At 63.6% G+C, this 12,459-nt stretch carries 11 protein-coding genes; 6 read left to right on the top strand and 5 right to left on the bottom strand.

Annotated features, from left to right (window positions below):
• Positions 1–52: 52 nt before the first annotated feature.
• Positions 53–1,921, bottom strand: a complete 1,869-nt coding sequence (locus ACH196_RS25640; protein WP_396649759.1) for an ABC transporter ATP-binding protein — start codon at positions 1,919–1,921, stop codon at positions 53–55.
• 323 nt (positions 1,922–2,244) lie between these two features.
• On the opposite strand from ACH196_RS25640, the gene ACH196_RS25635 reads away from it, so the two are divergent.
• Positions 2,245–2,679 (top strand): type II toxin-antitoxin system HicB family antitoxin, encoded by a 435-nt coding sequence (locus ACH196_RS25635; protein WP_396649758.1) that lies wholly within the window; start codon positions 2,245–2,247, stop codon positions 2,677–2,679.
• A gap of 23 nt (positions 2,680–2,702) precedes the next feature.
• On the opposite strand, the gene ACH196_RS25630 is transcribed toward ACH196_RS25635, so the two are convergent.
• From ACH196_RS25630 to ACH196_RS25620, 3 genes are all read right to left on the bottom strand, one after another.
• Entirely contained in the window at positions 2,703–4,595 is a 1,893-nt protein-coding gene (locus ACH196_RS25630; RefSeq protein ID WP_396649757.1) for an ABC transporter ATP-binding protein, read from the bottom strand.
• An 88-nt stretch (positions 4,596–4,683) separates the two neighbouring features.
• Positions 4,684–6,552 carry an ABC transporter ATP-binding protein gene (locus tag ACH196_RS25625; protein ID WP_396649756.1) on the bottom strand — a complete coding sequence of 623 codons (1,869 nt, stop codon included), beginning with the start codon at positions 6,550–6,552 and terminating at the stop codon, positions 4,684–4,686.
• Between the two features lie 36 nt (positions 6,553–6,588).
• A complete protein-coding gene (locus ACH196_RS25620) occupies positions 6,589–7,008 on the bottom strand; it encodes a hypothetical protein (RefSeq protein ID WP_396649755.1) in 420 nt (139 codons plus the stop codon).
• A 286-nt stretch (positions 7,009–7,294) separates the two neighbouring features.
• Between ACH196_RS25620 and ACH196_RS25615 the strand changes: the two genes are divergently transcribed.
• From ACH196_RS25615 to ACH196_RS25600, 4 genes are all read left to right on the top strand, one after another.
• Complete coding sequence (locus ACH196_RS25615; protein ID WP_396649754.1) at positions 7,295–7,750, top strand: tRNA (cytidine(34)-2'-O)-methyltransferase; 456 nt, start codon at positions 7,295–7,297, stop codon at positions 7,748–7,750.
• A gap of 216 nt (positions 7,751–7,966) precedes the next feature.
• Positions 7,967–8,413, top strand: a complete 447-nt coding sequence (gene soxR, locus ACH196_RS25610) for a redox-sensitive transcriptional activator SoxR (protein ID WP_396649753.1) — start codon at positions 7,967–7,969, stop codon at positions 8,411–8,413.
• 118 nt (positions 8,414–8,531) lie between these two features.
• Positions 8,532–9,713 (top strand): tetratricopeptide repeat protein, encoded by a 1,182-nt coding sequence (locus ACH196_RS25605; protein ID WP_396649752.1) that lies wholly within the window; start codon positions 8,532–8,534, stop codon positions 9,711–9,713.
• A gap of 67 nt (positions 9,714–9,780) precedes the next feature.
• Positions 9,781–11,028 carry a tetratricopeptide repeat protein gene (locus ACH196_RS25600; RefSeq protein WP_396649751.1) on the top strand — a complete coding sequence of 416 codons (1,248 nt, stop codon included), beginning with the start codon at positions 9,781–9,783 and terminating at the stop codon, positions 11,026–11,028.
• 27 nt (positions 11,029–11,055) lie between these two features.
• On the opposite strand, the gene ACH196_RS25595 is transcribed toward ACH196_RS25600, so the two are convergent.
• Positions 11,056–11,310 carry a hypothetical protein gene (locus ACH196_RS25595; RefSeq protein WP_396649750.1) on the bottom strand — a complete coding sequence of 85 codons (255 nt, stop codon included), beginning with the start codon at positions 11,308–11,310 and terminating at the stop codon, positions 11,056–11,058.
• Between the two features lie 151 nt (positions 11,311–11,461).
• Here ACH196_RS25595 and hemF point away from each other — a divergent pair, with 151 nt between their 5' ends.
• Positions 11,462–12,376 (top strand): oxygen-dependent coproporphyrinogen oxidase, encoded by a 915-nt coding sequence (gene hemF, locus ACH196_RS25590; protein ID WP_396649749.1) that lies wholly within the window; start codon positions 11,462–11,464, stop codon positions 12,374–12,376.
• Positions 12,377–12,459: the final 83 nt, after the last annotated feature.

Raw genomic sequence — 12,459 nt, 5'->3', positions numbered from 1 at the left:
CGGCGCACAGAAAACCAGCGCCCGCCGACGCCGTTGCGTGGATTTGGCCGGCCTACTCCGCCGCCAGCCGGTCTGGCAAAAAGCCGCCCGACTGCCGCTTCCAGAGCTGCGCGTAGAGCCCGCCCCGGGCGATCAGCGCCTCATGCGTGCCCTCTTCCACGATCCGGCCATGGTCGAGCACGATCAGCCGGTCGAGCGCCGCGATGGTCGACAGCCGGTGAGCGATGGCGATCACCGTCTTGCCTTCCATCAGCCGGTAGAGATTGTCCTGGATCGCCGCTTCGACCTCCGAATCCAGCGCCGAGGTCGCCTCGTCGAGGATGAGGATCGGCGCGTCCTTCAGCATCATGCGGGCAATGGCGATGCGCTGCCGCTGGCCGCCGGACAGCTTCACGCCGCGCTCGCCCACATGCGCTTCATAGCCTTTTCGCCCGCGCGGATCAGCGACGCCGGCGATGAACTCATGCGCCGCCGATCGCCTAGCCGCGTCCTCGATCTCGGCCTGGCTGGCGCCGGATTTCGCATAGCCGATATTGTCGTGGATCGAGCGGTGCATCAGCATCGCTTCCTGGCTGACCACGCCGAACTGGGCGCGCAGCGATGCCTGGGTGACGTCACGCACGTCCTGTCCGTCGATAAGCACCCTGCCCTTCTCCACGTCGAACAGGCGCAGCGCCAGGTTGACGATCGTCGTCTTGCCGGCGCCGGAAGGCCCGACCAGCGCGACGCGCTCGCCAGGCTTGATGTGCAAATTGAGGTTCTCGATAATCCCGGCGCCCTTGCCATAGTGGAAGGAGACGTTCTCGAAGCGGATATCGCCCTTTGCGCGCGGCAGAACGGCGGCGTCAGTCGCGTCGCGGATCGCTGGCTCGACGGAGATCGTGCGAGTCGCGTCCTGCACGGTCGCATAGTTGCGGATGAGGCCGTTGATATTGAACATCATCCAGCCCGACATCTGGTTCAGGCGGAACACCAGCCCCATCGCTGCCGCCACCGCGCCGGTCGAAATCTCGCCCCGCGAAAAACTCAGCATGCACAACGCCGCGATAGCGCTCATCATGATGCCGTTGAGCAGCGCCACCGACGAGCGGACCGTTGTCACCGCCCTGGTCAGGCGCTTCACCGCCAGCAGAAAGCGCTCCAGCCCGTCGCGCATATAGGCATGCTCGCGCCGCCCGCTGTCGAAAAGCTTCACCGCCATGATGTTGGTAAAGGCGTCGACCATGCGGCCGTTAAAGATCGAACGTTCGTCCGCCGTCGCCCTTCCGGCGCTGCGCATTTCCGGCAGCAGGAACCAGACGATGCCGCCATAACCGACGAACCATAGCGCCACCATAAGCCCCATCAGCGGATCGAGCGAGACGAGAATGGTGATCGCCAGTACGACAAAGGTCAGAAACGACCACATGGTCTGCAGCACGTTGACGATGAAGTCGCCGACGGCCTCGCCGCCCTGCATGATCTTCGTCGCGATGCGGCCGGCGAAATCGTTCTGGTAAAAATCGTAGGGCTGCTCGATGACACGCCGGAACGCCTGCCAGCGCACCATGGAGAAGAAGCCCGGCACCACCACCTGCTGCTCGACAACCGCCGAGGCGATCATCACTGCCGTGCGCACGACGAGCAGCAGCGCCAACAACCCCGCCAGCGCCGGCCAGTGATCGGCAAACAACGTCGCCGGATTGGCATGGTCGAGCAGGTCGATCAGCCAGCCGACCGCCCAATAGAGCGCGGCATCCACCGCGCCGACGAGGAAACCCGTGACCAGGAGCAGCGCAAACGGCCAGCGCGCCTGGTTGGCGAAATACAGGATGAATCGCCACCCATCCTTCGGCAGCACCTCGCGATCGGTATCCTGAAAGGCGTCAATCGAGTTCTCGACGCGCTGCCAGAGTTTTTCACGAAAGCCGGTCTCACTCATGCCGAACCTCTGTGTCCGCGCGACTCGTATTTCACACAAAAATGTGCAACATTCTCGTCTGGCGGGTAGGCGGAAAAATGACGCGCGAGGCTTTGATCCGAGAGTTGCGTGCCCTTGCCAGGAAGCAGAACCAAATCTTCGAGGTTTTCACAGAGAGAGGGAAAGGCTCGCACTATCGGGTTCGCTTTGGGGACAGGATAACGACCATTCAATCGGGCGAACTCTCCAATCTGAGGGTGCGGACAATCAAGAAACAACTCGGGATCGAATGAATGCTGACAACGGACCGAGGCAGTGCCGGCAGTGATGGAAGGGTAGACCCAATGTTTGATTTCGCTTTCGCAGCACGCTTCAAGGAAGATCCGGATGGAGGCTTCCTGGTCACTTTCCCGGATGTCCCGGAAGCGATAACCGGCGGCGACAGCATGGCCGAGGCGCGCGCCAACGCGATCGAGGCGCTTGGGCTGGCGCTTCGTGGCGTTTTGGCGATGGGCCGCCCGCTGCCGCGTCCAAGCGTTTCCGGCCAAAACCTGGAGGTGGTAGCGGTCGCTCCAGAAACGGCGCTGAAACTTGCCGTGGTCGAAGCCTTCCGGGCGTCGGGCATTTCCAAATCGGAATTCGCCAGAAGGCTCGGCAAGGCGGACACCGAGGCGCGCCGAATTCTTGATCCGGACCACCCGACCAAGCTTGCCACTCTCGAAGCTGCCCTCAAGCTGTTCGGCAAGCAGGTTTTCGTCACGGTCAGGGATGCGGCGTAGCGGATTCACGGCGAGCGCTGCCCTCACTCCGCCGCCGCTTTCGCCCTGGTCGCATCCGCCTCGCCAGCCACGTCGTCCGGCAAAAACCCACCCGACTGCCGCCGCCACAGTTGTGCATAGAGGCCGTTGCGCGTCAGGAGTTCGTCGTGGCTGCCGTCCTCGACCACCACGCCCTTGTCCATGACGATCAGCCGGTCCATCGCCGCGATCGTCGACAGCCGGTGGGCGATGGCGATCACGGTCTTGCCTTCCATCAGCCGGTAGAGGTTCTCCTGGATCGCCGCCTCGACCTCCGAATCCAGCGCCGAGGTCGCCTCGTCGAGGATGAGGATCGGCGCGTCCTTCAGCATGACGCGGGCAATGGCGATCCGCTGCCGCTGGCCGCCGGACAGTTTCACGCCGCGCTCGCCGACATGCGCGTCGAAGCCGGTGCGGCCGTGCTGGTCGACGAGACCCTCGACCACATCCGTGATACGGGCAGCGTCGGCGGCCCGCATCATCTCCGCGTCGGCGGCGGAATGGCGACCATATTTCAGGTTCTCCCGCACCGAACGGTGCAACAACGACGTGTCCTGGCTGACGAAACCGATCGCCGCCCGCACGCTTTCCTGCGACACGGTGCGGATGTCCTGCCCGTCGATCAGTACCCGGCCTCCCTGAACGTCGAAGAGGCGCAGCAGAAGGTTCACCAAAGTCGACTTGCCGGCGCCCGAGCGGCCGACGAGCCCGACCCGCTCTCCCGGCGCTATCTTGAGCGACAGATTGTCGATGACCCCGCCTTTGCCGTCCGTACGCCAGTAATTAAAATTCACGCGGTCGAACTCGATGCCCCCGGCGCCGACCTGGAGAGCCGGCGCGCCCGGCCTGTCCGTCATGGTGATCGGACGCGCGATCGTCGTCATGGAATTGGCCGCCGTACCGATCTGCCGGAAGATGTTTCCGCCTGCGTCCAGGATCCTGTAGGAAATGCCGGCGATCTGCAGGGCAAACGGAATGGCCGTCGCCACGGCGGCGGCACTCATTTCGCCTGCGCTCCAGCCGTGCAGGGCCAGCCAGCTTATGACGATCAGCAGAGCGGCATTCAAGGCGAACAGGGCAAACCACATGCCGGTAAACACACGCAGCAGCCGATAGAACACCTTGCTGTGCGCAACGATCGCCTGGGAGACATACCTGTCCTCGTGCTCGCCGGTCGAGAACGTCTTCAGGGTCAGGATGTTGGTGTAGCTGTCGACGATCCGGCCGCTGACGATGGACCATTCTTCCGACAGATGCGTCGAGCGCTCGGTGATCAGCGGCAGGCAGTATCTGAGCAGCAAGGCGTAAAGCGCCAGCCAGACCGCGATGACGGCGACCAGGGTCGCGTCGAACTGCGCCAGCACGGTAACGGCGACCACGAGGAACACCAGGGCGTACCAGACGGTGTCGATGGTCAGGTTGACGCTGATCTCGATGGAATCGCCGCCCTGCATCACCTTCGTGCCGATGCGCCCGGCAAAATCGCTCTGGAAGAAAGGCCAGTCCTGCCGGGCAACGTGCCAGTGGCTCTGCCAGCGGATGAGGTTGATGAAGTTCGCCACGATCATGTGATTGCGGACCAGCGCGTCCAGCAGCAGCGTGAGAGGCCGCAGCAGCACGACGAAGGCCATCACCGCCAGCATCGTTCCATGCTCGGCAAAAAAATCCCTCGGATTGGAACTGGCCAGCAGTCCGACGATCATGCCGACGAAGATCGGCAGCATCGCATCGACGATCGCGCCAAGCGCGACGAACGTCATGCGCAAGGCGAAGCCGGCGCGGAACTGCCTTATGAAATAGAAATAGAAGTTCCAAAGGCCCATCGGCGGCTGCCGGTCGTCGGCAAGCGCCACCGGCGAATACCGGCTTTCGAACCATGTGAAGATGCGGTCGAACATGTTTCTCTCATCGCGCAAGCGGCCTTATGCGTCCGTCAGGCATCGGCTCGGCTTTGTCTTGGCCTCGTTCTTCCTTACAGGGGCGAGATCACTCGGCCGCCGCCCTTTCCACCTCTCCCGCCTCATCATCCGGCAAGAACCCACCCGACTGCCGCCGCCACAGTTGCGCGTAGAGTCCGTCGCGGGCCAAAAGCTCATCATGCGTGCCGTCCTCGATCACCACGCCCTTGTCCATGACGATCAGCCGGTCCATGGCCGCAATCGTCGATAGACGGTGGGCGATGGCGATCACGGTCTTGCCTTCCATCAGCCGGTAGAGGTTTTCCTGGATCGCCGCCTCGACCTCCGAATCCAGCGCCGAGGTCGCCTCGTCGAGGATGAGGATCGGCGCGTCCTTGAGCATGACGCGGGCGATCGCCACGCGCTGCCTCTGACCGCCCGACAGTTTCACGCCCCGCTCGCCGACATGCGCGTCGAAGCCTTTTCGGCCCTTCGGGTCGGCGAGTGCGGCGATGAAGTCCAGTGCCTCGGCTCGGCGCGCCGCTTCCAGCATCATCGCCTCGCCGGCGTCGGGACGGCCATAAAGGATGTTCTCGCGCACCGAGCGGTGCAGCAGCGAGGTGTCCTGCGTCACCATGCCGATCTGCGCGCGCAGCGTGTCCTGCGTCACCGCGGAAATATCCTGGCCGTCGACCAGGATGCGGCCGCTCTCGAGGTCGTAGAAGCGCAGCAAAAGGTTGACCAGCGTCGACTTGCCGGCACCGGAGCGGCCGACGATGCCGACCTTCTCGCCGGGCCGCACGTGGATCGACAGGTTTTCGATGACGCCCTTGCCCTTGCCGTAGTGGAAACCGACGCGGTCGAAGACGATGTCGCCCTTGGTAACGGCGATGTCCTTCGCGCCGGGTTTGTCCTCGACAAGGCGCGGCAGCGAGATCGAACCGATGCCGTCCTGCACCGTGCCGATGTTCTCGAACAGGCCGGACATCTCCCACATCACCCAATGCGACATGCCCCACATGCGCAGCACCAGGCCGATGACCACGGCCACCGCGCCAATCGAGACCATGCCGCCCACCCACAGCCAGATGGACAGCGCGCTCACCGCTACCAGGAGCGCCGCGTTCAGGATTCCGAGCAGCACGAACAGCACGGTCACCAGCCGCATCGAGCGATAGACAGTGTCGATGAACCCGCTCATCGCGTCGCGCGCATAACTCGCCTCGCGACGGGCATGCGAAAACAGTTTCACCGTCTGGATGTTGGAATAGCTGTCGGCGATGCGGCCGGTCATAGTGGAGCGCGCGTCGGCCTGTTCCTGACCGACCTTGCCGAGGCGGGGAATGAAATAGCGCAGCAGAAAGATATAGCCGACCAGCCAGACCAACATCGGCAGCGTCAGCCGCCAGTCGGCCGAACCCACCAGCACCAGCACGCTGACGAAGTAGATGCTGACATAGTTCAGCACCTCGAACAGTTTTATGATGCAGTCGCGCACGGCGAGCGCCGTCTGCATCAGCTTTGTAGCGATGCGTCCTGCAAACTCGTCCTGGTAGAAGGTCATCGACTGCTTCAGCAGGTAGCGGTGCACCTGCCAGCGGATGCGCATGGGATAGTTGCCCATCACCGTCTGCTGGGTCAGCAACTGCCGGATCAGGTCGAGCGCCGGCGAGACAATGAGCACGACGCAGGCCATGCCGGCCAGCTTCCAGCCCTCAGTTTGCAGGAACGTCTCGCGGTTGGCGTTGGACAGCCAGTCGACGATGTTGCCCAGGAAACCGAACAGCCAAACTTCGATGATGGCGAGGATCGCAGACAGCACCGTCGAGACGATGATGTAGGGCCAGGCGCCCTTGCTGTAATGCAGGCAGAAGGCGATCAGCGTCTTCGGCGGCTCCGTCGGTTCGGCCACCGGAAACGGATCGAGCCTTCTCTCAAACCAGGCGAACATGCGCATGCTCTTTCAAAATCGGGTGTGGAGGCCGCGCCACCCTCAGGCGGCGCGGCTCCGGTTCGCGTGAATTGCCGTATCGCGCTTCGTCGCGTCCGAATCCCCGGTGGCGAGCTTAAGATAGGGCTTTCGCTCGGCTTCGCCGAGTGCCCCATCGTCGGCTCCTGACTCGGCCGTGCCTTCGGTCGGCGCGGCCTCCGTCCGCGGCCGCCGGGCAAACAGCCGGAACAGCCGCGCGATCAGGCCGGGCCGGCGCGGTGCCGGCTCGGCGCGGGAGAAATCGACATCCGGCAACTGGCCCCGATGCGGCCGGCGGGAAGGCCGGTATTCGGAGCCCGGCTCCTGTCCGAGCGCCAGCGCCCAGGCGGCCAGCCGTGCTTGGTTCAGCCGGATAGGGTCTTCGGAGTCGCGTATGAGCAGTATGTGCGGGCCACGCGACCCGCGTTCAGGTTTGGAAAACATCGCAAAAATCCTTCGAGAACCAGGAATGGTCTTCGGCGGAGATCGCGATCAGCTTTTGGAAAATATGTCTAAAGCGTCGAACCGATTCCGCCGTCAGGCGAAAGCCCGTCGGATGGGGCGGTGAATGTCTACGGTCATCATGAATTCCATATCCGCCTCCGCTGGTTCGAGTTGACAATGGCGCTCGTATAATCGCATTCCGCAGGGAAAGCCACCCCCAAAGTTCAGGCTTGTCTGCTTGCGCCGGGGCTGTGGCGCTTCTGCAACTGACATCCCTGGCGATCCTTTGGCCTCGCTCCGCATCGCGCTCTACCAGCCCGACATTGCCGGCAACACCGGCACGATCCTGCGCCTCGCCGCCTGTCTTGGTTTCGCCGTCGACATCATCGAGCCGGCCGGCTTCGACCTTTCCGATCGCGCGCTGAAACGCGCCGGCATGGACTATCTCGAAATGGCCGCGCTCACCCGCCATCTCGATTTTCCCGCCTTCGATGCGTGGCGGCGGGCGGAGCGGCGCCGGTTGGTGCTGTTCTCGACAAAAGCCGCCCTGCCCTACACCGGCTTCTCCTTCGCGCCGTCTGACATCCTGCTGTTCGGCCGCGAATCGGCCGGAGTTCCCGACCACGTTCATGAAGCCGCCGACGCGAGGCTTCTGATTCCGATGCCGGGCGGCGGCCGCAGCCTCAACCTGGCGCTTGCCACCGCCATGGCCGCCGGCGAGGCGATGCGGCAGGTGGGGTAGGTGCGGGGAACGATTTACATCTTTTCGCCCGCGCCAGCCTTGAGGCGCTTGGGCCTTTCTGCGGAAACAAAGCAAACTGTCCCCGACATCACCCGCCGGCCACTTGGCACTTCTGTTTGCTCGTCGCCGAGTCACCACCATAATCCATCCTCCGGTTTGCCACCGAACGGACTTCTTGATAAAACCTCAACTAACATTGAGGTCAAGGGACAATCCATGCCACGCGAACTCACCGTCGGGCAGGTCGCGGAGCGCGCCGGCATCGCGGTGTCGGCCCTGCATTTCTATGAGGCGAAGGGCCTGATCCGCAGCCACCGCACGGCCGGCAACCAGCGCCGCTATGGCGGCGACGTGCTGCGCCGCGTCGCGGTCATCCGCATCGGCCAGGAAGTCGGCATCTCGTTGGCCGAGATTGGCGCGGCCCTTGAATCATTACCCGAGGGACGCACGCCGACCGCGCGCGATTGGACTCTGCTTTCAAGAACTTGGCGAGACAAGCTCGATCGCCGCATCCGCCAGTTGGAGGCCCTGCGCGACGGGCTTGACGACTGCATCGGCTGCGGCTGCCTGTCGATCGAACACTGCAAGCTGCGCAACCCGGACGACCGTCTTGCCAAGGAAGGCGCGGGGGCGCGACGGCTTGTGGTCGAGGATATGAAATAGTAATCGGACTCGCCTTGAACCACCTCCATCGGACGTGACTGTCTTACCGATGCCCTATCCCACTGCTTCAAGCGGCCCCAGCTTCAACCTCCAGAAATCGAGGGGTTCGAAGAAGCTGGTGCTGTTCTTCAGCGGCGTCGGCGCGCGCGACGGCAAGTTCCAGTACTGGCGGGTAGGCAAGTCGCTCGGAACGCACTGCCTGTTCCTCAGCGATAGCCGCAAGCACTGGTATCAAGATGGTGTCGAAGGGCTTGGAGCGAGCGTCGACGAAACCGTCGCCAACATCCGCCAGCGGGCTGCAGCGCTCGGCGTCGTGGATATCTATGCAATCGGTCAGAGCATGGGCGCCCATGGCGCGATCCTTTATGGCGCGAAGCTCGGCGCAAGCGTGCTGGCATTCGGCGCCGAAACCATTCTTGGCCTCGAAGCCAGCCGCAGCGAGAGATTGCTCAACGGTGGCGCCAGAATTCTGTATCCCGACCTTCACGACGTGGTGGCCACCGCCCAGAAGCCGATCTTTGCCTTCGCCGGCGAGCAGGACCCGGTCGACATCTACTGCATGAGCAGGCTGCTGCACCTGCCGGCCTACCATGCGCGAACGCTCGCAGGCCGGGGACATCACCTGGCCAACGACTTGCATGCGAGCGGCAGGCTGATTCCCATGATGCAGGCTTTTGTTTCTGGCCGCCCGATCGAGCGCCTGGCCGAAGAAGGAAATGTCCTGGCCTGTCCCGGTTTCGCCGAGGCGTTCTACGACCTTCGGCGGCACACAAGGGCCGGCAGGCGGGCCGAGGCCCTGGAGGCGGGTAGAAAGGCATCGTCCCTCTGCCCGCGCTCCGATCATGCCCTCTATCTGACCGCGAAGGCGCTGGTGGAATTAAGGCAGCCTGCGCAAGCCCGCCCTCTGCTTGAAAGCGCTCTGGCGATCACGCCCGACAATATCAGCTACCGATTCCTGATGGCCCGATGCATAGCGAGACTGGGAGACCCGGACCGGGCGATGGTACTCCATGAGGAGATCATCGCCCTAGTGCCGGATTTCGCGCCCGCATTCAACCAAATCGCCGGCATCCATTTCCAGCGTGGCGACTACTTCGCGGCACGCAAGGCCTCACGCCGGGCCCTCGAGCTTCAGCCCGGCACACCAGGCTTCGTGACCTTCTCCGAACGCATCGAAAAGAAAATTGCCGGGCTGCCCGCGAGTTCCCGCCGTGAGGCTGATCTGGCTCCCGAACCGCTTGCGACCAGGGTCTCGAACCTATTCCGTACCTTGAAGGGGACGGTGGCACGGCGGTCATGATAGCGGGACCGAGCGGGTCACCGGGCACTTCTTGGACAATGACCGGCCGATGCGGATAACCTGATCGATGAACTACCCGACAGCCCTGAGCGGCCCCTCCTTCAACTTCCAGATCTCGGAGGGCTCCGCCAAGCTTGTCCTGTATTTCAGCGGGACGAAGATGGGCGGCGGCCGGTTCAACTACTGGCAGATCGGCAACGGCATCGACACGCACCGCCTCTTCATCAACAACGGCCGCAATCATTGGTATCAGCAGGGCGTGCCAGGTTTGGGCGACAGTGTCGATGACACTGTCGAGACCATCCGCCTATGGGCTCAAAAGCTCGGCGTGAAGGAATTCTACGCGGTCGGCCAGAGCATGGGCGCGTTCGGCGCCATCCTTCACGGCGCCAAGCTTGGCGCACGCGTGCTGGCATTCAATGCCGAAACCGTCCTCCACCTCGAAGCCGGCCGCAGCATCAGGATGATGCAGGACAAACCGTTCGTCGCCCATCCCGACCTCAACAGCGTCATCGCAGAGGCCCGGTTGCCGATCTTCGCGCTGGCGGGCGAACGGGATCCCGTCGACATCTATTGCCTGGACAGGATCGAGCGCCAGCGCAATTTCCATCCGAAATCCATGTTCGGCGTGGGTCACGGCCTGGCAAGCCACCTGCACAATCGCGGCCGGTTCGTGCCGATGCTGGCGAGGTTTATCGACAACCGTCCGCCGCCGACCACACGCGCCTATGGCGCCGCCCTCGACAGTCCCGGCTTCCCCCAGGTGTTCTACGACCAGCATCGTCACTTTACCGCCCACCGCCTGGAAAAGGCCGTCGAGGCCGGCCACACCGCAGCCTCGCTCTACCAGAGGGCCGACCACTCGTTCTATCTCACGGCAAGCGCCCTGATGCGACTGAAGAACTATGCGCAGGCCCTGCCATTCCTAGAGCGCGCCCTTGAACTCGCTCCAAACTTTCCCGACTACCGGTTCCTGCTGGCCCAGTATCTTACCAACGCCGGCGACAAGGACCGCGCTATTCAAATTCACGAAGGCATTATCGCCATCCGTCCGGCCCACGCACCCTCGTATTTCGAGATGGGCATGATCCACCTTTCGCGGGGAGACCTTTCACAGGCGCTGGAATCGGCGCGAAGAGCCACTGAACTCAAGCCTGAGAACGTCAAATTCGCGGTTTTGCGCCAGAAGATCGAGAGAAGGCTGGCGATGCCTGGGCGCCAGTACGCACCGGCGCTCTGGCTCACGGACTCGATCGCCGAAAAATATGCCTACCTCTATAGCGCTGTGGCGAAGTTGGTCGCGAAGCGCTCCTAACGCTGATTGCGCGCCGCGCCCGAAATCTCAATCCGCAGCCGGCAGCCTCCGGATGGTGAACTCGATCACGTCGTTCGGCCGCTCGAACCAGCTTTCGATGCTCGTCCAGTAGGCCTGCTTCGGCCAGCGGTCGAACCATTCCTGCGCCTTCAGCCTTGCATCGCCGCGCGGCAGCACGAAGGTCTCGCGGATGAAACCGTCGCCCGGCCGCCGGTTTTCCGCGCGGGCACGGTCGAGCTGCCTCTTCAGGCCATCGAGCGGTGGTCTCATCGGCGCGGGCATCGGCAAACCTCATGCGGCTTGACGCTCACAGCCAAGAGATTAGGGATCGCCGGCAAAATTACGAGTCTTTTATGACGCGGCCATCGCCTCCTCAGCGCGCGGCGAAATGCGGCATTGCGGATTTTCGTTTCGACCGCGCATGGATTGCCGCATGGAACGTCCCGAACTCACCCCCAGCCTGCCCCCTGACATCGAAGCGCGCAAGGCACGCGCGAAAAACTGGTTCGAGGAGTTGCGCGACCGCATCTGCGCCGCCTTTGAATCGATAGAGGATGAGCTTTCCGGCCCGCTCGCCGACCACACCGCCGGGCGCTTCGAGCGCACGCCCTGGCAACGCGAACAAGGCGCCGGCGGCGGAGGCGTCATGTCGATGATGCATGGCCGCGTCTTCGAGAAGGTCGGCGTCCACACCTCGACCGTGCATGGCGAGTTCTCGCCGGAGTTCCGAAAACAGATGCCTGGCGGCGCCGAGGACCCGCGCTTCTGGGCGAGCGGCATCTCGCTGATCGCCCATCCGAAAAACCCCAACGTGCCGGCCGTCCACATGAACACCCGCATGGTCGCCACCTCGCGCTGGTGGTTCGGCGGCGGCGCCGATCTCACGCCGGTGCTCGACCGCCGCCGCACCCAGGACGATGCCGACACGAAAGCGTTCCACGCGGCGATGCGCGCCGCCTGCGAGGAGCATGCGGCAATCGCGGATTACGGAAAGCTGAAAGCCTGGTGCGACGAGTATTTCTTCCTGAAGCACCGCAACGAGCCGCGCGGCACCGGCGGCATCTTCTTCGACTGGCTGCAGCCGGCGCCGGAACAGGGCGGCTGGGACGCCGGCCTGGCCTTCGCGCAAACGGTCGGCCTCGCCTTCCTCGACATCTATCCGCGTCTCGTCCGCGCCAACTTCCTTGACGCATGGACCCCCGCCGACCGGGAGGAACAACTCATCCGCCGCGGCCGCTACGTCGAGTTCAACCTGCTCTACGACCGCGGCACCATCTTCGGCCTGAACACCGGCGGCAACGTCGCCGCGATCCTCTCCAGCATGCCGCCCGAGGTGAAGTGGCCGTGAGAGCGGCCGATCACAATCGCGCGAGCATGTCCGAATCGGCCCGGCTGTTGCTTCTGTGCTGATGACTTCTCCGAAAACCCCGC

This window comes from Mesorhizobium sp. IMUNJ 23232, assembly GCF_044326205.1.
GTDB lineage: Bacteria > Pseudomonadota > Alphaproteobacteria > Rhizobiales > Rhizobiaceae > Kumtagia.
Note: the sequence above shows the minus strand (reverse complement) of the source record. Positions and strands in the feature narration are given on the sequence as shown.

Excerpts from the sequence above, each read along its gene's own strand:
- soxR (WP_396649753.1), top strand. The coding sequence starts at position 7,967 with ATGCCACGCGAACTCACCGTCGGGCAGGTCGCGGAGCGCGCCGGCATC.
- ACH196_RS25600 (WP_396649751.1), top strand. The coding sequence starts at position 9,781 with ATGAACTACCCGACAGCCCTGAGCGGCCCCTCCTTCAACTTCCAGATC.
- hemF (WP_396649749.1), top strand. The coding sequence starts at position 11,462 with ATGGAACGTCCCGAACTCACCCCCAGCCTGCCCCCTGACATCGAAGCG.
- ACH196_RS25620 (WP_396649755.1), bottom strand. The coding sequence starts at position 7,008 with ATGTTTTCCAAACCTGAACGCGGGTCGCGTGGCCCGCACATACTGCTC.
- ACH196_RS25630 (WP_396649757.1), bottom strand. The coding sequence starts at position 4,595 with ATGTTCGACCGCATCTTCACATGGTTCGAAAGCCGGTATTCGCCGGTG.
- ACH196_RS25595 (WP_396649750.1), bottom strand. The coding sequence starts at position 11,310 with ATGCCCGCGCCGATGAGACCACCGCTCGATGGCCTGAAGAGGCAGCTC.
- ACH196_RS25640 (WP_396649759.1), bottom strand. The coding sequence starts at position 1,921 with ATGAGTGAGACCGGCTTTCGTGAAAAACTCTGGCAGCGCGTCGAGAAC.
- ACH196_RS25635 (WP_396649758.1), top strand. The coding sequence starts at position 2,245 with ATGTTTGATTTCGCTTTCGCAGCACGCTTCAAGGAAGATCCGGATGGA.
- ACH196_RS25625 (WP_396649756.1), bottom strand. The coding sequence starts at position 6,552 with ATGCGCATGTTCGCCTGGTTTGAGAGAAGGCTCGATCCGTTTCCGGTG.